Source organism: Sphingomonas sp. NIBR02145, assembly GCF_027359115.1.
Lineage (GTDB): Bacteria > Pseudomonadota > Alphaproteobacteria > Sphingomonadales > Sphingomonadaceae > Sphingomonas > Sphingomonas kyeonggiensis_A.
The window spans coordinates 57860-75730 of sequence record NZ_CP114791.1 but is presented as its reverse complement, the minus strand read 5'-3'; the positions used below and the strand labels follow the sequence as shown (position 1 = coordinate 75730).

Below are 17871 nucleotides of genomic sequence, written 5' to 3'. Positions count from 1 at the left end.
GCCCCACCCCCATCCCCTCCCCTGAAGGGGAGGGGCGATTTTGGTCACGCCAGTCCCATTCCGGCGACGACCAGATCGATCAGCTTGATCCCCACGAACGGCGCGAGCACGCCGCCCAGGCCGTAGATCGCCAGGTTGCGGGCAAGCAGCGGGCCAGCGCCGATCGGCCGATACTTCACGCCCTTCAGCGCCAGCGGAACGAGGCACGGGATGATCAGCGCGTTGAAGATGATCGCCGAGAGGATCGCGCTTTGCGGGCTCGCGAGCTGCATCACGTTGAGCACGCCGAGCGACGGATAGAGCGCGATGAACATCGCCGGGATGATCGCGAAATACTTCGCGATATCGTTCGCCACCGAGAAGGTGGTCAGCGCGCCACGCGTCATCAGCAGCTGCTTGCCGAGGCCGACGATCTCGATGAGCTTGGTCGGATCGCTGTCGAGATCGACCATGTTGCCCGCCTCGCGCGCGGCCTGGGTGCCGGTGTTCATCGCCACGCCGACGTCCGACTGGGCGAGCGCCGGGGCGTCGTTGGTGCCGTCGCCGCACATCGCGACCAGGCGCCCGCCCTGCTGCTCCTTGCGGATCAGCGCGAGCTTGTCCTCCGGGGTGGCTTCCGCGAGGAAGTCGTCCACCCCGGCTTCGGCCGCGATCGCCGCAGCGGTCAGCGGGTTGTCGCCGGTGATCATCACCGTGCGGATGCCCATCCGGCGCAGCTCGCCGAACCGCTCGCGCACGCCGGCCTTCACCACGTCCTTGAGCGCGATCACGCCGAGCAGCCGGCCATCCTCGGCCACCGCGAGCGGGGTCTGCCCCTGGCGGGCAATCTCTTCCGAAACGCGGCGCATGTCGCCGGCCACTGCGGTGTCGCCCAGCCCCGGATGGGCGCGCAGGATCGCATCGACCGCGCCCTTCTGGATCAAATTCTCGCCCATGCGAACACCCGAGATGCGGGTCTGCGCGGTGAACGGAATGATCTCCGCGCCTTCGGGTAGTGCCTGGGTCGCGACCGCGTACTTGCCCTGGGCGAGCGTGACGACCGAACGACCTTCGGGCGTCTCGTCGGCAAGGCTGGCGAGCAAGGCAGCCCGTGCCAGCTCGTCGGTCGAGATGCCGCCCAGCGGGCGGAACTCGCTGGCCGCACGGTCACCGATGGTGATCGTGCCGGTCTTGTCGAGCAGCAGCACGTCGATGTCGCCGGCCGCTTCCACCGCGCGGCCCGACTTGGCGAGCACGTTGAAGCGGACGAGACGGTCCATGCCGGCGATGCCGATCGCCGAGAGCAGGGCCGCGATCGTGGTCGGGATCAGCGTGATCAGCAGCGCCGCCAGGATCGCCACCGGCACCTGGCCACCAGCGTAGGACGCGAAGCCCGGGATGGTCGAGACGGCGATCAGGAAGATGATCGTCAGGCCAACGAGCAGGATCGTCAGCGCGATCTCGTTCGGGGTCTTCTGGCGCTCGGCGCCTTCGACCAGCGCGATCATGCGATCGAGGAAGCCCTGGCCCGGCTCCTGGGTGACGCGGACCTTGATCTGGTCCGAGATCACCCGGGTACCGGCGGTCACGGCCGAGCGATCGCCGCCCGCCTCGCGGATCACCGGCGCGCTTTCGCCGGTGATCGCGCTTTCGTTGACCGAGGCGACGCCTTCGATCACCTCGCCGTCCGCCGGGATCAGGTCACCGGTATGGACGAGGACGATGTCGCCCTTCTTGAGCTGCGAGGCGGGAACGGTCTTGCCGTTCGGGAGCTTCGCGGTGAGCTCGGACTTGGTGGCGCGCAGCGAGGCGGCCTGGGCACGCCCCCTGCCCTCCGCCAGCGCCTCGGCAAAGGTGCCGAACAACACGGTGAGCCAGAGCCAGACGATCAGCTGGATCTGGAAGCCCAGCGTCAGGCTGGTGCCGCCGATGAACAGCAGCATGGTGAGCAGCAGCGCCACCACGGCGGTGGTGAAGAGCACGGGGTTCTTCACCAGCTGGCGTGGATCAAGCTTCTTGAACGCGTCGCCGATGGCAGGGCCGATCAGGGACGGCGTGAACATGGTTGCGGTCGTCATGGAATTGGACCTCAGAAGAGCTGGCCATGGATCATCGCGAGATGATCGGCGATGGGACCGAGCGCGAGGCTGGGGAGGAACGTCAGGCCGCCCAGCACCAGGATGATGCCGACGAGCAGGCCGATCCAGAGCAGGCCGGTTGTCGGGAACGAACCGGCGCTTTCGGGGTGCACCTTCTTCGCGGCCAGGCTGCCGGCGATGGCGAGCACGGGCACGATGATGAAGAAGCGGCCCACCCACATCGCGACGCCCAGCAGCCCGTTGTAGAAGGGCGTGCCCGAAGTGATGCCGGCGAATGCCGAGCCGTTATTGGCGGCAGCGGAGGTGAAGGCGTAGAGGATCTCGCTGAAGCCGTGCGGCCCCTTGTTGAGCGGCCCCGCCAGGCCCGCGGGCAGGACCGAGGCAAGCGCGGTTCCGCCCAGGATCATCAGCGGCAGCACCGCGATGGCGAGGACGGCGAACTTCACTTCGCGGCTCTCGATCTTCTTGCCGACATATTCCGGCGTGCGCCCGACCATCAGGCCCGCGACGAACACCGCGAGGATGGCGAAGAGCAGGAAGCCGTAGATGCCCGCGCCGACGCCACCGACCACGACTTCGCCGAGCTGCATGTTGAACAGCGGCACCAGCCCGCCGATCGCGGTGAAGCTGTCGTGCATCGCATTGACCGCGCCGCACGAGGCCGCGGTGGTCACGGTGGCGAAGAGCGCGCTCGCGGCGATGCCGAAGCGGGTTTCCTTGCCTTCCATGTTGCCGCCCGGCAGGCCCAGGTGATGCAGCACGGGGTTACCGGCGGCTTCCTGCCAATAGGTCACGCCCGCGCCGATCAGGAACAGGGTGAGCATCGCGGCGAGGATCGCCCAGCCCTGGCGGGTGTTACCCACCGCCTTGCCGAAGGTGTAGGTGAGGCCGACGCCGAGGACGAAGATCGACAGCATCTGGATGAAGTTGGTCAGCGCGCTCGGGTTCTCGAACGGATGCGCCGAGTTGGCGTTGAAGAAGCCGCCGCCATTGGTGCCGAGCATCTTGATCGCTTCCTGCGAAGCGACCGGCCCGAGCACGATCGACTGCTTGGCGCCCTCGAGCGTGGTCGCATCGACGATCGTGCCGAAGGTCTGCGGCACGCCGCTGGCGATCAGGTAGATCGCATAGGCCACGCAGATCGGCAGCAGGACGTAGAGCGTCACGCGGGTCATGTCGGCCCAGAAATTGCCGATGCCCGAGGCCTGCTTGCGGGCGAAGCCGCGGAACAGCGCGAAGGCGATGGCGATACCGGTGGCCGCCGACAGGAAGTTGTGGATGGTCAGCCCCAGCATCTGGCTGAGGTTCGAGAGCGCACCCTCGCCTGCATACCATTGCCAGTTGGTGTTGGTGGTGAAGCTGATCGCCACGTTCATCGCGCCGTCGGGCGAGAGGCCGGCGAGCCCGCGCGGGTTCATCGGCAGCACGTCCTGGAAGCGCAGCACGAGATAGGTGAAGAGCAAAGTCACCAGCTGGAAGGCCAGCATGTGCAGCGCATAGCGACGCCAGTTCTGCTCGGCGTTGGGATCGACGCCGGCAAGCTTGTAGAAGCCGCGCTCGACCGGGCCGAGCACGGTGTGGAGCGGCGTGCGCCGCCCTTCATAAATGGCGAACAGCCACAGCCCCACCGGCTTTGCGAGCGCGACGAGGATGAGCGTGAAGACGAGGATCAGCATCCAGCCCTGGACGGTCATGGAAGGCTCCGATCAGAAACGCTCGGGCCGGACGAGCACGGCCACGAGATAAAGGAGCAGGCCCAGCGCAGTGAGCCCGGCGAGAAGTAGCGGTAGCGGCATGGTGGTTCTCCTCAGGCCTGGTCGCAGAGGCGGACACAGGCGAGGGTGAGCAGGAACAGCCCTGCCAACACCCCCAGCCAGATCAGGTCGGTCATGGTTTTCTTCCCTATTGGCGGCGATCGAAGCGGGTCTTGTCGAAGCGAATGTGGCGGGGCGGCACCGGTATCAGCCGGAACAGGCCGGGCCCCTCGATCAACAGCGCCCAACCGAGCGTCCAGGCGACGACGCCCGAAAGGGCTTCGCCAAATTCAGCCGGAGTGGCGTTGTGCTGCGGTGGACGATTCATCGAAACGACGAGCGTCCAAACCGCAAGCGCGCAGGCGCCGAGCAGCAATACGCCGCCGAAGCGCAGCCAAAGCTGCGCAGGCCAGCCGCCCTCGCCTTGTTCCATCCGACGCAACAACACCCACACGGTGAGACTCCCACATTGGTCGGCTCGCGATGTGGTCTCGGGGGGAGTTAAGGTTCCACGGGGAAGTTGGAACCCACCATAAAGATTCCATAAAATCGTTGGCTGAGGCCGGAACCTCTGGATACTAGGCGGGTTCGACGGCGCCGAGGGCGGTGCCGGCAAACGAAAGATTCGCCTTGGAAGCGACACAAGCGGCCGATCAGCACGGCCATCAGGATCGGCTCGGCACGCTCGCAGTGGGTGCGATCGGGGTCGTGTTCGGCGATATCGGCACCTCGCCGCTCTATTCGCTCAAGGAAAGCTTCATCGGCCACCATCCGCTGGCGGTGGATCGCGCGCATATCTTCGGGGTGCTGTCGCTGGTCTTCTGGACGATGATGCTGGTGGTCACCGTCAAGTACGTCTTCATCATCCTGCGCGCCGACAACAAGGGCGAAGGCGGCAGCCTGGCGCTGCTGGCCCTCATCCAGCGCAAGCTGGGCGAAACCCGCTGGACGCCCTGGATCGTCGCGCTCGGCGTGATCGCCACCGCGCTCTTCTATGGCGATGCGATCATCACACCTGCGGTCTCGGTGCTCTCCGCGGTCGAGGGCCTCGCCACGGTCCAGGGTTCGCTGTCCCAGCTCGTGCTGCCGATCAGCATCGTCATCCTGATCGGCCTGTTCGCCATCCAGTCGCACGGCACCGCGCGGGTGGGCCGGTTGTTCGGCCCGGTGATGATCTTCTACTTCATCGTGATCGCGGTGCTCGGCGTGGTCGGCATCGCCAAGAGCCCCGACATCCTCTGGGCGCTCAATCCCTGGTACGCGCTCCATTTCTTCACGCTCGATCCGCTGCTCGCCTTCCTGGCGCTGGGATCGGTGGTGCTGGCGGTGACCGGCGCCGAAGCGCTCTATGCAGACATGGGCCATTTCGGGCGCAAGGCGATCATGGTCTCCTGGCTCTACATCGCCTTCCCCTGCCTGATGCTCAACTATCTCGGCCAGTCGGCGCTGCTGCTGAGCAGCCCGGCCTCGGTAGAGAACCCGTTCTTCCTGCTGGCGCCCGAATGGGCCCGCCTCCCCCTCGTCATCCTCGCGACCGCGGCAACGGTGATCGCCAGCCAGGCGGTGATCTCGGGCGCCTTCTCGGTCACCCAGCAGGCGGTCCAGCTCGGCTTCCTGCCCCGCCTGCGCATCCTCCACACCAGCGCGAAGGCGGCGGGGCAGATCTATGTGCCGCTCGCCAACTGGCTGCTGCTGATCATGGTGATCCTGCTCGTCCTCGGCTTCCGCAGCTCGAGCAACCTCGCCGCCGCCTATGGCATCGCGGTGACGGGCACGATGTTCATCACCGCCTGCATGCTCGGCGTGCTGACCTTCGCCGTGTGGAAATGGCCGCCGGTGCTGGCCGGCCTGGTCACCGGTGGCTTCCTGCTGATCGACGGGCTCTACTTCGCCTCTAACGTCACCAAGATCCCCGATGGCGGCTGGTTCCCGCTGCTCGTCGCCGCGATCGTCTTCATCCTGCTCACCACCTGGGCGACCGGCCGCAAGCTGGTCCGCGCGCGGCTGCACGAAGGTGCGATGCCGATCGAGATCTTCATCCAGTCCGCCGGCCATTCGGTCCAGCGCGTGGGCGGCACCGCGGTGTTCCTCGCCAGCACCGACGACATCCCGCCGGCGCTGCTCCACAACCTCAAGCATAACAAGGTGCTGCACGAGCGCGTGATCATCCTCACCGTCGCGATCGAGCAGGTGCCGCATGTCGCGCCCGAACAGCGCGCGGAAGTGAAGCCACTGGGCCAGGGCTTCTACCGTACGATCCTCCACTATGGCTTCATGGACGAGATCGACATTCCCCTGGCGCTGCACGCGCTCGGCGATGCCGCGGGCGCGAAGTTCAAGGCGATGGAGACCAGCTATTTCCTCGCCCGCCAGACGCTGATCGCCTCGTCGCGGCCCGGCATGGCGATCTGGCGCGAGAAGCTGTTCGCCTGGATGGTCCGCAACGCCGAAAGTGCGATGGAGTTCTTCAAGCTGCCGACCAACCGCGTCGTCGAGCTGGGCAGCCAGGTGGAGATCTGAAAGGCCCCGGGCCAATATTCAACAGTTCGTCCTGCTGAACTCGTTTCAGCATCCAACCTTCTTCCAGAGGATATCGCCGATGGAGAGTTGGACCCTGAAACAAGTTCAGGGTGACGGTCCAGATGGTCGGGCCAAAGCTTCCCCACCGGACACAAAACAGCCGGCGCACGGAGGCGTGGCGCCGGCCAGGAAGTCAGGGAAACATGCCGGGGAAGACTGGAGCGACGCCTGGGCGCCGCTCCACTCCCTCCCCCCGAAGATCAGAAGATCATGCGCAGGCCCGCCGTGATGATCCGGCCGGTGCTGGCATAGGTCTGGGTCACCGGGCTCGCGGCGTACATGGTGCGGTACTGCGGCTCGTTGGTCATGTTGCGGCCCTCGAGCGACAGCTTGGCGAACTTCGTGACCGCGTAGGAGACCGCGAAGTCGATGTTCAGCTGGTCCTCGTTATAGCCGAAGTCCGCGAACACCGGCGAGTTGCAGGGGCCGCCGCCGACGGTGGTGGTGCCCACCGAGCAGGTGCCGGTCGCCAGAGGGAAACGGTTCACATAGCGGGTGCGATAGGCGCCCGAGACGCGCGCCGAGAACTTGCTGTCCTCATAGTAGAGCGTCGCGTTGAACGAGTCCGGCGAGGTGTTGAGGAACGGCCCTTCGGCATAGCTGTTCACCGCGGTGCCCGACACCGTCTGGCTGGTGTTGAGCACGGTGCCGGTCAGGTAGCTGAGGCTGGATTCGATGTGCGTGTAGTTCGCGGTCACGCCGAAATGCTTCAGGAAGCCCGGCAGGAAGAAGAAGTCGGTCTGCAGATTGACTTCGATGCCCTTGATGTCGCCGCCCGGCGCGTCCTGGTATTGGCGCACCGCCCAGGTACCGCCGCTGGTGGTGTAGTTCAGCAGCGCCGGGTTGGTGATGAAGGTCAGCACCTGCTGGTAGACATCGGGCTCGAACACCGCCGATAGCGGGGCCTCGAGCGCGATCTGCTGCGGGAAGGTATCGATCTTCTTCTTGAACAGGTTGACCGCGAGCAGCCCGTTGTGCGCGAAATACTTTTCGAAGCTCAGGTCGAGGTTCGTCGCGCGGAACGGGTTGAGATAGGGGTTGCCCACCGTCAGCGACGGCGCCGTGCCGTTCGCGTTCAGGCTGGTGGTGAAGGCCGTGGTGCCCGGCGTCAGGCTCGCGAGCTGCGGGCGCGACATCACCTTGGAAGCGGCGAAGCGGATCAGGAAGTTGTCGGCAACTTCCCAGTTCGCGTTCATCGAGGGCAGCCAGTCCCAATATTCGTTCTTGGCGGTCACCGCGAGGCCGGCGACGCCATCGGCGCCGCCGACATTGCCCGAGCCCGAGACCCGGGTATTGGCAACGCGCAGGCCGACATTGCCGCGCAGCGGACGGCCGAGCAGGTTCACGTTATAATCGACCTGGAAGAAGCCCGAGACGTCGGTCTCGGTCACGCCCGAGCGCTGACGCCCGTCGACCACCGCGCGGAAATCGCCCCACTTGTTCACGCAGTTGCAGTTGATGCCGAACTGATTGATGAACTTGTTGATATCCGGCGCATAATAGCTGGTCGGCGTGCCCTGCGACACGGTCAGCCCCTTGCCGAAGCCGATGGTCTGGCCAAGATCGGTGATGCTGAGCTTGGATTCCGCCAGCGTCGGGTTGATCGCCTCGATCGACTGGTTGCGGCGGCCCTGGTCGCCGACATAGGCGAACTCCTTGGCCGTGCCGCCGAAGCGGATCGACATCTCGGGCAGCGCTTCATAGGTGAAGTTGACCCGCGCCACCTTGAACTCGTTGTCCACGCTGTTGGTGAAGTAGCGGATCGTCGAAAGACCCTTCACCAGCGTCCAGTTGTTCGGGTTCGCAACGTCGAAGCCCGGGTTGAACACCGGCATCTTGCCGTCGCCGCGCGCGTCGAAGGTATAGCCGTCCTTGTCGATCGCGTTGAACTCGGCGAGCAGGCCATATGCGCGGAATTCGGACTTGGACCAGCCGCCGGTCGCATCGGCATAGAAGCCCGGCGCGAACTCCTGGTGGACGTTCAGCGTCACCTGCTTGAAGTCGGTGCGGCCATACTGGGTGTCGGCGAAGCTGCGCCAGTCGACATCGTCGAGCACCATATAGTCGGCCTGGCCGGCGCCATTGACATGCGCTTCGCGGATCTTGGTGTTCGGGCGGCCGAGCAGCTCGTTGTAATAGCCGGTCTGGTTCGCGGTCGCGACATAGCCGGGCGAGGCCGGATTGTTGTAATAGTCGAACGGGTTGAGGTTGTTCGGGTTGAGGCTGTTGAAATAGCCCGTCAGCGGCGTCTGGCCGACGCCGTTGCCCGCCTGGTCGCCGTTGCAGTCGATGATCGCGCTCGGCACGCAGTTCGCATAGAGCGCGACGCGGTCGGCATAGCCATTGGCGGTGCCGACGGCGCGCAGGCCGGCGGTGCCGGTGCCGACGACGCGGGCATTGGTGCCGTTGCGGTTCAGGCCGATCGGCGTGATGCCGGTGTTGTTGCTGTTCTGGTCGTAGCGCGAGAAGACGCCGTCGAGCGTGATCTCGGTGCCCGGGCCCGGCTTCCACTGCATCGTCGCGGTGGCGCCGATGCGCTCATAGTCGAGATACTGGCGGCCGACCGAGGGCAGGCCCGGGATGATCGTCGTCGGGGTGACCGCGGCAGAGGCGGTCGGGTCCGAGCCGAAGGTCGCGCCGGTGCCCTGGTTGCTCGGGCGGGCGAAGCCGAAGACGTTCGGCGTGATGCCGGCGATCTGCGAGTTGCGGTAGGTGTATTCGAACACGCCGATATTGCGGCGATAGGCGTCGATCTGCTGGTCCTGCTTCTGGTACGCGCCCGAGACCAGGATGCCGAAATTGTCGGTCACGCGCACCGAGGCGAGGCCGGTGAAGCGCGGGTTCCAGCTCTTGCCGTTCTCGCGATACTCGGCCTCGGCGCCCACGGCGAAGCGGTTCTTCTTGTACGAGAGCGGCCGGCCGGTGGTCAGGTCGATGATCGCGCCCAGCGAGCCTTCGTCATTCTCCGCCGCGGTCGACTTGGTCACCTTGATGCCGCCGAACAGTTCCGAGGCGAAGGTGTTGAAGTCGAAGCCGCGCGAGCGGTTCGCGCCGGCGTCGGACTGGTTGCCGCCCGCGATGTTCTGGGCATCGGCGCCGTTCAGGCGCACCGCCTGGAAGTCGCCGCCCAGGCCGCGCACGGTGATCGTGCGGCCTTCGCCATTGTCGCGGTCGATCGAGACGCCCGGCAGGCGCTGGATCGATTCCGCCAGGTTCGCGTCGGGGAAGTCGGCGATGTCCTCGGCGGTGATCGCGTCGACGATCTGGTTCGAGTTGCGCTTGATGTTGACCGAATTGGCCAGCGAGGCGCGGAAACCGGTGACAACGATCGCATCGCCGCTCTCGGTCTGGTCCTGCGGCCGCGCCTGCGGATCGTCCTGCGTGGTCGCGGCCACCGCCGTGGTGGCTTCGGTGGTCTGTGCCCAGGCCGGCGCCGCCATCAGCAGCGCAAGGCCGAGCGCGCCGAGCGCAGTCGTGCCGCGCAGCGCCGAACGGCGTGCAACCAGGGTGTCAGCGGTAGAAAGCATAATTCCTCCCCCAAAGGTCTTTTCATCGACAAGCACTGGTCGATGCGCCCATTGGGAAGCATGGAATCAGGGTGCGACGCAGCATCGCGGAAAACGACATGAGTCGCCCCGCAAGTTCCAGCCATGTCGCGACTTGCCCCCTCCCACGCCCCGCATGCAGATCTTCGTGTCCACTTGGGCGCAAGCGTATCAGTCACGCTTGTTCACGCTATCAATCTCGCGCCCGGCCACCGATGTCAACCGGTGTCATTGAACTAAATGTCACAATTCCGGGATTGCGGCATTTCAGCAACATCGGGGAAATGCTGCTGTGCAGCGCAGGCTCAGCCCTCGCGCGGCGGCGCCACCGAAGCGCGGTGGATCAGCGTCGAGGGGAAGAGCGAAGGCTCCTCGACGGCATTGTCGTCCCCGCCGAAAAAGTCCGCGAGCAGCTTGAGCGCAGCCGAGCGCGCCATCGAGATGATCGGCCAGTGCACCGTCGTCATCGGCGGCCAGATATGCGAGGCGATCGCGGTATCGTCGAAGCCGATGATCGACAGGTCCTCGGGCACGCTCATCCCCCGCCGGCGCGCGGCATGCAGCGTCGCGGCCGCCATCTCGTCGTTCGAGGCGAAGATCGCGGTCGGTCGCGGCGACAGGTCGAGCAGCCGGTCGGCCGCCGCCAGCCCGGTCTCGAACGTATAGTTGCCGTCCGCGATCAGGCTGCGCGGCAGCTTGATCCCGGCCACCTCGAGCGCGTTCTCGAAGCCCTTGCGCCGTTCCCGGGCGGAGCGGAAGCCGTGCGGCCCGGCGATCAGGCCAATGCGGCGATGGCCGAGCGCGATCAGGTGGTTCACTGCCTCGGTCACCACGTCGCAGTCGTTCGAGGCGACCATATGCTCGGAGGAATCCAGCGTCGCCGAGCCCATGCGGACATAGCGGATGCCCAGCTCGCGGCAGAGCTCGGCCACCATCTCGTTCTCCGAGACCGGCGGCAGGAACATCACGCCGTAGAGCCGCTGGCGCTCGAGGAAGTTGCGCACATCCTCGAGCATCGTCGAGCTGCCGCGATCGATCGGGCGGACGATCAGCTCGAACTCGGTATCGCGCATCGCCTCGAGCATGCCGGCCTGCACGTTCATCACCATCTGGGCGTTGGGATTGTCGTGGATCAGCCCGATCAGGAAGTTGCGCCGCAAGGCCAGCGCGCGCGCCTGGACATTGGGGACATAACCCAGCTCGCTGATCACCTGCTCGACCCGGGCACGGGTGTCGCCGTTGAGCAACGGCGAGCGGTTGATCACCCGGCTGACGGTCTTCTTCGAGACGCCCGCAATACGCGCGACGTCGTTGATGGTGGGCTTTCCGGTTCTCTCCATCGGCCGAGCATAATGGCTCGCGGGACAAAGCGATACTTCATTATCGGCGCAGCAATATGGAAACCGGTGTCAAACGCTCTTACCGTCATCCCCGCGCAGGCGGGGATCCAGAGTCACGGGCGAGCCGGCAGAGAAACCCTGGATCCCCGCCTGCGCGGGGATGACGGAGAAAAGAACGCTGGGATGACGATCGCAGTGTCAGCTCCCCGGCTGGATATACGGCACCCTGCCCCACAGCTCGCGCTCCCATTTGCGCGGATCATGGACCAGCCGGCTGGGCGCATCGAACACCATCGTCGCGCGGCCGGGCAGCGTATAGGGCGCCCATGCGGGCAGCCCCTTCGCCACCGGCCGGCCGGTGCGCGCCAGTGCGGCAAAGGCGCCCATCACCTGCGCGCTCAGCTTCTGCGCGGCGGCACCGGTGCCCGTGAACGATCCCGGTGCGTCGAGCGTGCCGAAGGCGAGCGCGATGTCCATCGTGTGCGGGGCGCCGCGCTCCGGCTTTGTCGGTGACTGGAAATCGACCTGATAGACCCAGGTGGACTTGGCGCCCGCCGCCGCCCGCGCATCCGCCTCGAGCCACTGGCCCGGCCAGCTGCGCCCCGCGGTGGTTGCCCGGTAGAAGAGCTGCTCCGGCGTATCCTGCGGGAAATGCGCGCGATACTGGGCGACCGCCCATTCGGGCAGCAGGTCCATCCGCAGCTCCGGGGCCATCCGCTCGGCGATATTGTCCCAGGTCAGCCCCTTCACCTTGGCCGAATTGGGATCGATGAAGGCGCGTGTCTCGTCATGCGTATTGCCCAGGATCATCGGGATCGACAGGCTCTGCGGATTGGCATCCGGCCAGAACGGGTGGCGGGTGAGCCACTTCATGTCGAGCACCGGCCCGAAATAGAGGCCACCGCCCAGGATCGGATCGGTCGCGTCGAGCGCATCGACCAGCTTCTCCACCGGCATGTCGAGCAGCGGCTGGAGATTGTCCTCCTTCACCCCCAGCTTCGCCAGATAGGCCTGGGCGCGCCTGGTGGCGTTCATCGGACCCGAGGCGGTCACCTGCTGCCCGCTCATCGTCGCGGCAGAGTGGAACAGGCCCTTCGCCGCCGGCATGCCCATCAGCGTCGCGATCTTGGCACCGCCGCCCGACTGGCCGAAGGCAAACACCCGCTTGGGATCGCCCCCGAACGCCGCGATATTCTCCCGCACCCATTGCAGCGCGAGGATCAGATCGAGCTGGCCGAGATTGCCGCTGTCCGCGAAACGCGGATCGAAGCGAGCGAGATAGAGATAACCGAGAGCGTTGAGCCGGTGATTGACCGTCACCACCACCACATCCTCGGTCGCGGCGAGCTTCGCGCCGTCGTTGAGCGGCACGGTGACGGTGCCGTTCGAATAGGCGCCGCCGTGGATGTAGAGCATCACGGGCTTCGTCGCCCGCGGGTCGGCGCCCTCGGGCATCCAGATGTTGAGGAACAGACAGTCCTCGGACGCCGGCTGATCGCCCTTCCCCTGCGGGCAGATCGGCCCGAACTTGTCGGCGCGATAACCCGTCACCCGCGGTGCCGGCCTGGGCGCGCGGAAGCGCTCGGCGACACCGTAGCGAATGCCCTTGAACGACCAGACCTTCCGCGCCTCGTCATAGCCGCCGGCGGAGAAGTCTCCGGCAGGGCATCGCACAAACGCGGCACGGGCATCCGCACCATAGCTGTCCTGCGCCAACACCGCGCGCGGCGCCATTGTGAGCGCGGCCCCACCCGCCAGAACAGAACGCCTCGATACGCCACTCATTGACCCGCTCCCGTGATGATATGTCCCGTCGCTTCCTCGATCCGGCCGAGTGCCTCGCGGGTAAGCGCCGCCTGGCGCCCCGCCTCCTCGGCCTCGCCGGCAAGCCGCCCCACCTCCAGGCTGATCGTCGCGATCAGCGCCGCGATCTCGCGCGAGGAGACCGCCGTCTCGTCGATCGAGGCAAGGATGCCCGCCACGGTCGCCATCTGCGCTTCCATCTCGCCGGATACCGCCCGCACCCGCGCCAGCAGCTCGGTCACCACGCCCAGGATCGCGCGATTGGTCTCCGCCATCGCCCCGCTCGCGGCCTGCGCCTCGCGGACGGTCGCGGTGATGTCGCCGCTCGCATTGGCCGCCTGGTCGGCGAGGCTGCGCACTTCCTGCGCCACCACCGCGAAACCGCGCCCGCTATCGCCTGCCCGCGCCGCCTCGATGCTGGCGTTCAAGGCAAGCAGCTTGGTCTGATGGGCGATGCGCGAGATCAGCGTGACCACGTCCTCGATCCGGGCATTGTGCGCGGCAAGGCTCTCGGCGCTCTCCTTGCCCTTGAGCGCGATCGCATCGGCATTGCCCGCCACTTCGGCGGCGGCGGACGCATCCTCGCGGGCGCGTTCATAGGCGGTGATCAGCCCGGCGGCGCTGCGCGCGGATTCCCCCATCGCCACCGCGGCCTGGTCGGCAGCGGAGGCCACTTCCGAAGCGGGTGCCCGCAGGCTGAGCAAATCGGCGGCGCTGCGTTCGGTGAACTGGGCGATCTCGCGGCTTGCCCGCGCGGTGCTGGCGATCGATTCGGTGAGCTCGGCCCGCACTTCCGCCAGCTCCTGCCGGCGCACGGCCTGCGCACGCAGCCGGGCGATCTGGCGAAGGCGGCTGGCGATGATCTCGAACTCGATCACTGCAAGCTTCTGGGTTGCCCGCGTCAGCCGCTCGAGCTGGTCGGGATCGCGGCTCAGCTCGAAGAACAGCGCATGGATATGCATCTGCGCGACCAGCATCGAGGCCGCGACGGTGGAGAATTCCAGCCCGTCCTCGGCGATGCGATCGGCCTCGGCGACGATCCGGTCCAGCCAGGCCTGGTCGATCGACCGCGACAGCTTGGCGCGGGCATAGTCCACCCGGCTCTGGACCAGCGCATCGGGCACGGCCGTGCCCGCGCGCCGTTCCAGCAGCTCGCGCGCCACGCCCGCGATATGCGGCTCGATGAAGCGCCAGGCCTCGGCCAGTTCGGCCTCGAACCTCGCGTCGATCGCATAGGCAGTGCGCAGCTGCGCGGCGTCACGGTCTTCGGACGCCGCCTCAGCGGCGAGTAAGAAATGCTCTCCCATCGGCTATCCCCACCCTCTCCGGGGCGATATTTCGCCTCCGGCAGATCATCGGCGGACGTCGAACCCGCCTTCGCTGAATGCGGCCAGATCGGCACGCGTGAACAGGCTCGCATCGCCCGGCAGCGAATGCTTGAGCGCGGTGAGCGCCAGCCCCGCTTCGGCCGCGGCCTTCGCGTCGCCGCCGCTCTCGATCAGGCCGTGCAGCACACCAGCAGCAAAGGCATCGCCCGCGCCGATACGATCCACGATGCCGGCGATCAGAACTTCGTCGGTCTGGTAGCCGCCGGCGCGCGTATCGACCCGTGCCGAGACCCGGTGGCTGTCGGCATCGTCGACATGGCGCGCGGTGTTGGCGATCGTCTGGAGCTTCGGGAAAGCTGCGAACGCAGCCTCCGCCGCCTCGCGCCGGCGATCGGCGCCGTCGCCCGAGAATTCGCGCCCGAGCAGCAGCGAGATGTCGCGGTGGTTGCCGAACAGCAGGTCGGCATGGCCGATCAGCTGGGTCAGCACCGCCTTGGGATTGCTGTCCCAGCTTTCCCACAGCTTCGCGCGGTAATTGCCGTCGAACGACACCGGGATGCCCCGGGCGGCGGCAGCTTCCGCCGCGGCGATCGCGGCGCTGGCGGCATTGTGGCCAAGCGCGGGCGTGATGCCCGACAGATGCAGCCGGGTGGCGCCTTCGAGCAGCACGTCCCAGTCCCAGACATCGGCCGGGCGCTCGGCGAACACCGAATGCGCACGATCATAGACGATATCGGAAGCGCGCAGCCCCGCGCCCTGGGTCAGGAAATACAGGCCGAGCCGGCCGGGTGCCGAGACGATCGTCGAGGTATCGACACCGCGCCGGCGCAGCTCGCCGATCGCCGCCGCGCCCAGCGCATTGTCCGCCACCACGCTGATCATCCGGACCTTGTGGCCAAGACAGGCCAGGCCGGTGGCGACATTCGCCTCGGCCCCGGCGACGTTCACGTCGAGCTTCGGCGTCTGCAGCAGCAACTCGCGCCCGGGCGCCGAGAGCCGCAGCATCAGCTCACCGAAAAAGACGATGCTCATCGCGCCAGCCACCCGCCGTCGACGGCAAGGATATGGCCCTGGATATAGTCGGCCGCCGAGGAAGCGAGGAAAACTGCCGCGCCGCCCATGTCTTCCGGCGAGCCCCAGCGTCCGGCGGGAATGCGTTCCATGATCTGGCGGTTGCGCGTCTCGTCCGCCTGCAGCGCCGCCGTGTTGTTGGTGGCGATGTAGCCCGGGGCGATCGCGTTCACGTTGATGCCCTTGGTCGCCCATTCATTGGCGAGCAGCTTGGTGAGGCCGCCGATGCCCGATTTGGACGCGGTGTAGCTCGGCACGCGGATGCCGCCCTGGAAGGTGAGCATCGACGCGATATTGATGATCTTGCCGCCGCCATTGGCGACCATGTGCCGGCCGGCGGCCTGGCAGAGGAAGAACACCGACTTGAGGTTGGTGTCGACCACCGCGTCCCAATCCTCCTCGGTGAAGTCGAGGCTGTCGTTGCGGCGGATGATGCCGGCATTGTTGACCAGGATGTTGAGCCCGCCCAACTTATCCACAGCTTCATCCACAACCCTGCCCACAGGCTCGATGCTCGAGAGATCGGCCGAGATGATCTCCGCCTTGCGGCCGAGCGCGCGGACCTTCTCGACGGTTTCCTGCGCCGGGGTGCGGCCCACGGCGGCGATATCCGCGCCAGCGGCGGCGAGCGCCAGGGCGATGCCCTGGCCGATGCCGGTATTGGCACCGGTCACCACGGCAACCTTGCCGGAAAGATCGAAGGGATTGGTCATTGCTTCTCTCGCTCGCCTCCCGTGCGGGAGGTGTCGGGTGGGTATTTGGAAGGGTAGCGGGCGCCGATCGGCGCCGCCCGCTCCGGGGTCTCGGCTCAAGCCAGCTGGCAGATGTCCATGACGTTCATGTCGGTATAGTCCTGGTTCTCGCCGGCCATCGCCCAGATGAAGGTATAGGCGCGCGTGCCCGAGCCCATATGGACCGACCAGGGCGGCGAGATCACCGCTTCCTGGTTCGCGATCACGATATGGCGAAGCGCGTCCGGCTCCCCCATATAGTGGAAGACGCGGTCGTTCTCGCCCAGGTCGGTGTAGAGGTAGATTTCCGAGCGCCGCTCATGGACGTGGCACGGCATGGTGTTCCACACCGAGCCCGGCTTGAGGGTGGTCAGGCCCATCACCAGCTGTGCGCTGTCGCACACGCCGGGGATGACGAGCTGGTAGATCGAGCGCTCGTTCGACTCTTCCAGGCTGCCGCGGTCGAGCCGGTTGGCGTCGGCGATGCCCAGCTTGCGGGTGGTGAATGCCTTGTGGGCGGGGCAGGATACCAGATAATAGCGCGCGCCGGCGCCCGCGAACCGCACATCCGCCGCGCCCATGGTCACATACAGGCAATCCTTGTTGCCCAGTTCGAATCCCTCCCCATCAACGGTGACCGTCCCGGATTCGCCAATATTGACCACCGCCAGCTCGCGGCGCTCCAGGAACGGATGCCCCGCCGCAGATGCCGGCTCGACCTGGTCGGGCAGCTTGATGCTGCCCGAACCCGGCGTCGCCCCGCCGATCACCATGCGATCCGCATGGGTGTAGTTCAGCACGACCTCACCGTCCCGGAACAGGTCCGTGATCAGATAGCGGTCGCGCAGTTCCTCGTTCGATACGCACTCCATCATGTCGGGGTGCGTGGCGTAATAAGTCCGTTCGAACATGGCGGGGCTCCGTTGGGTCAACCGGTAACGAGAAGGTTCAGGCGGGTTCGGCTTCGCGTGCGGTCACGCTCTTCAGATACGCGCTGATCTCGGCGTCCTGCGAATTGGCGTAGAAATACTCGGCGAACTTCTCGCCTGCGATCGCGGCGCGCAGCAGGTCCTGGTCGACCTTCTTGAGCACGGTCAGCATGTCGTTGCAGGTCACCGCCTTGAGGTCCTTCAGGATGCCGCGGTTCTTGCGCATGATCTCGGCGCGCTCCTTCGGGTAGCCGAGGCCGCGCTCGCCGTCGAACAGCTTGGCGTAGACGTCCTTGAGGTTCAGCTCGGCGGCCCAACCGAAACCCTTGGCATAGGGCATCGAGATGGCGTTGCCGTCGTTGATCTGGCCGAACAGGAAGGCGTCGGTCGGGTCGATGACCAGGCCGCAGAACACGCCGGGCATCGCGTTGCAGGCAAGCATCGCGCCCATGCCGGTGCCGCAGCCGGTGACGACGAAGTCCGCCGCGCCCGAATTGAGCAGGATGCCGGCGAGCAGGCCGTTCATCACATAGGTCAGCGAGGCATCGTCCTCGGCCGAATACATGCCGTAGTTGAAGACCTGATGGCCCAGCGGCTCGGCAACGCTGGTCAGCGCATCATGGATGATGCTGTTCTTGGCGGCCTGGCTGTTCTCGTTGATCAGCGCGATCTTCATGGTGCGGTTCCTCTAGTAACTGTCCGGCGGGGCGAC

General features: G+C 66.4%; 13 protein-coding genes. 1 reads left to right on the top strand and 12 read right to left on the bottom strand.

All coding sequences use genetic code 11. The features are described from left to right. Positions 1-44 precede the first annotated feature (44 nt). The 4 genes from kdpB to O3305_RS00305 all read right to left on the bottom strand — a co-directional run bounded on the left by kdpB (position 45) and on the right by O3305_RS00305 (position 4286). A complete protein-coding gene (kdpB, locus tag O3305_RS00320; RefSeq protein ID WP_269574661.1) occupies positions 45-2057 on the bottom strand; it encodes a potassium-transporting ATPase subunit KdpB in 2013 nt (670 codons plus the stop codon). An 11-nt stretch (positions 2058-2068) separates the two neighbouring features. After that, the gene (gene kdpA / locus O3305_RS00315) at positions 2069-3772 is read right to left on the bottom strand and encodes a potassium-transporting ATPase subunit KdpA (protein ID WP_269574660.1); all 1704 of its coding nucleotides are present in this window, start codon (positions 3770-3772) and stop codon (positions 2069-2071) included. 12 nt (positions 3773-3784) lie between these two features. Then, a complete protein-coding gene (locus O3305_RS00310) occupies positions 3785-3874 on the bottom strand; it encodes a potassium-transporting ATPase subunit F (protein ID WP_116840353.1) in 90 nt (29 codons plus the stop codon). A 106-nt stretch (positions 3875-3980) separates the two neighbouring features. Next, positions 3981-4286 carry a hypothetical protein gene (locus O3305_RS00305; RefSeq protein ID WP_184168019.1) on the bottom strand — a complete coding sequence of 102 codons (306 nt, stop codon included), beginning with the start codon at positions 4284-4286 and terminating at the stop codon, positions 3981-3983. Positions 4287-4462: 176 nt separating this feature from the next. Between O3305_RS00305 and O3305_RS00300 the strand changes: the two genes are divergently transcribed. Continuing rightward, positions 4463-6352, top strand: coding sequence for a potassium transporter Kup (locus tag O3305_RS00300; RefSeq protein ID WP_269574659.1), 1890 nt, complete (start codon positions 4463-4465; stop codon positions 6350-6352). A gap of 260 nt (positions 6353-6612) precedes the next feature. Here the strand turns inward: O3305_RS00300 and O3305_RS00295 are convergent, their stop codons facing one another. The 8 genes from O3305_RS00295 to O3305_RS00260 form a co-directional block, all read right to left on the bottom strand. Beyond that, positions 6613-9939 carry a TonB-dependent receptor domain-containing protein gene (locus O3305_RS00295; RefSeq protein ID WP_269574658.1) on the bottom strand — a complete coding sequence of 1109 codons (3327 nt, stop codon included), beginning with the start codon at positions 9937-9939 and terminating at the stop codon, positions 6613-6615. Positions 9940-10262: 323 nt separating this feature from the next. Beyond that, a complete protein-coding gene (locus O3305_RS00290) occupies positions 10263-11297 on the bottom strand; it encodes a LacI family DNA-binding transcriptional regulator (RefSeq protein WP_184168023.1) in 1035 nt (344 codons plus the stop codon). 198 nt (positions 11298-11495) lie between these two features. After that, on the bottom strand, positions 11496-13082 hold the full coding sequence (locus tag O3305_RS00285) for a carboxylesterase/lipase family protein (RefSeq protein WP_269574657.1): 1587 nt from the start codon (positions 13080-13082) through the stop codon (positions 11496-11498). Further along, the gene (locus O3305_RS00280) at positions 13079-14407 is read right to left on the bottom strand and encodes a methyl-accepting chemotaxis protein (protein WP_269574656.1); all 1329 of its coding nucleotides are present in this window, start codon (positions 14405-14407) and stop codon (positions 13079-13081) included. The genes O3305_RS00285 and O3305_RS00280 overlap by 4 nt, the downstream gene beginning before the upstream one ends. 45 nt (positions 14408-14452) lie before the next feature. Further along, positions 14453-15460, bottom strand: a complete 1008-nt coding sequence (locus tag O3305_RS00275) for a sugar kinase (RefSeq protein WP_269574655.1) — start codon at positions 15458-15460, stop codon at positions 14453-14455. After that, complete coding sequence (gene kduD / locus O3305_RS00270; protein ID WP_269574654.1) at positions 15457-16212, bottom strand: 2-dehydro-3-deoxy-D-gluconate 5-dehydrogenase KduD; 756 nt, start codon at positions 16210-16212, stop codon at positions 15457-15459. The genes O3305_RS00275 and kduD overlap by 4 nt, the downstream gene beginning before the upstream one ends. Positions 16213-16307: 95 nt before the next feature. Next, positions 16308-17141: a 5-dehydro-4-deoxy-D-glucuronate isomerase gene (gene kduI / locus O3305_RS00265; protein ID WP_269574653.1), complete on the bottom strand. Its 834-nt coding sequence runs from the start codon at positions 17139-17141 to the stop codon at positions 16308-16310. Between the two features lie 37 nt (positions 17142-17178). Continuing rightward, positions 17179-17835, bottom strand: a complete 657-nt coding sequence (locus O3305_RS00260; protein WP_269574652.1) for an RpiB/LacA/LacB family sugar-phosphate isomerase — start codon at positions 17833-17835, stop codon at positions 17179-17181. Positions 17836-17871 lie beyond the last annotated feature (36 nt).

Excerpts from the sequence above, each read along its gene's own strand:
- O3305_RS00280 (WP_269574656.1), bottom strand. The coding sequence starts at position 14,407 with ATGGGAGAGCATTTCTTACTCGCCGCTGAGGCGGCGTCCGAAGACCGT.
- O3305_RS00310 (WP_116840353.1), bottom strand. The coding sequence starts at position 3,874 with ATGCCGCTACCGCTACTTCTCGCCGGGCTCACTGCGCTGGGCCTGCTC.
- O3305_RS00275 (WP_269574655.1), bottom strand. The coding sequence starts at position 15,460 with ATGAGCATCGTCTTTTTCGGTGAGCTGATGCTGCGGCTCTCGGCGCCC.
- O3305_RS00290 (WP_184168023.1), bottom strand. The coding sequence starts at position 11,297 with ATGGAGAGAACCGGAAAGCCCACCATCAACGACGTCGCGCGTATTGCG.
- kdpB (WP_269574661.1), bottom strand. The coding sequence starts at position 2,057 with ATGACGACCGCAACCATGTTCACGCCGTCCCTGATCGGCCCTGCCATC.
- kduI (WP_269574653.1), bottom strand. The coding sequence starts at position 17,141 with ATGTTCGAACGGACTTATTACGCCACGCACCCCGACATGATGGAGTGC.
- O3305_RS00285 (WP_269574657.1), bottom strand. The coding sequence starts at position 13,082 with ATGAGTGGCGTATCGAGGCGTTCTGTTCTGGCGGGTGGGGCCGCGCTC.
- kdpA (WP_269574660.1), bottom strand. The coding sequence starts at position 3,772 with ATGACCGTCCAGGGCTGGATGCTGATCCTCGTCTTCACGCTCATCCTC.
- kduD (WP_269574654.1), bottom strand. The coding sequence starts at position 16,212 with ATGACCAATCCCTTCGATCTTTCCGGCAAGGTTGCCGTGGTGACCGGT.
- O3305_RS00260 (WP_269574652.1), bottom strand. The coding sequence starts at position 17,835 with ATGAAGATCGCGCTGATCAACGAGAACAGCCAGGCCGCCAAGAACAGC.
- O3305_RS00295 (WP_269574658.1), bottom strand. The coding sequence starts at position 9,939 with ATGCTTTCTACCGCTGACACCCTGGTTGCACGCCGTTCGGCGCTGCGC.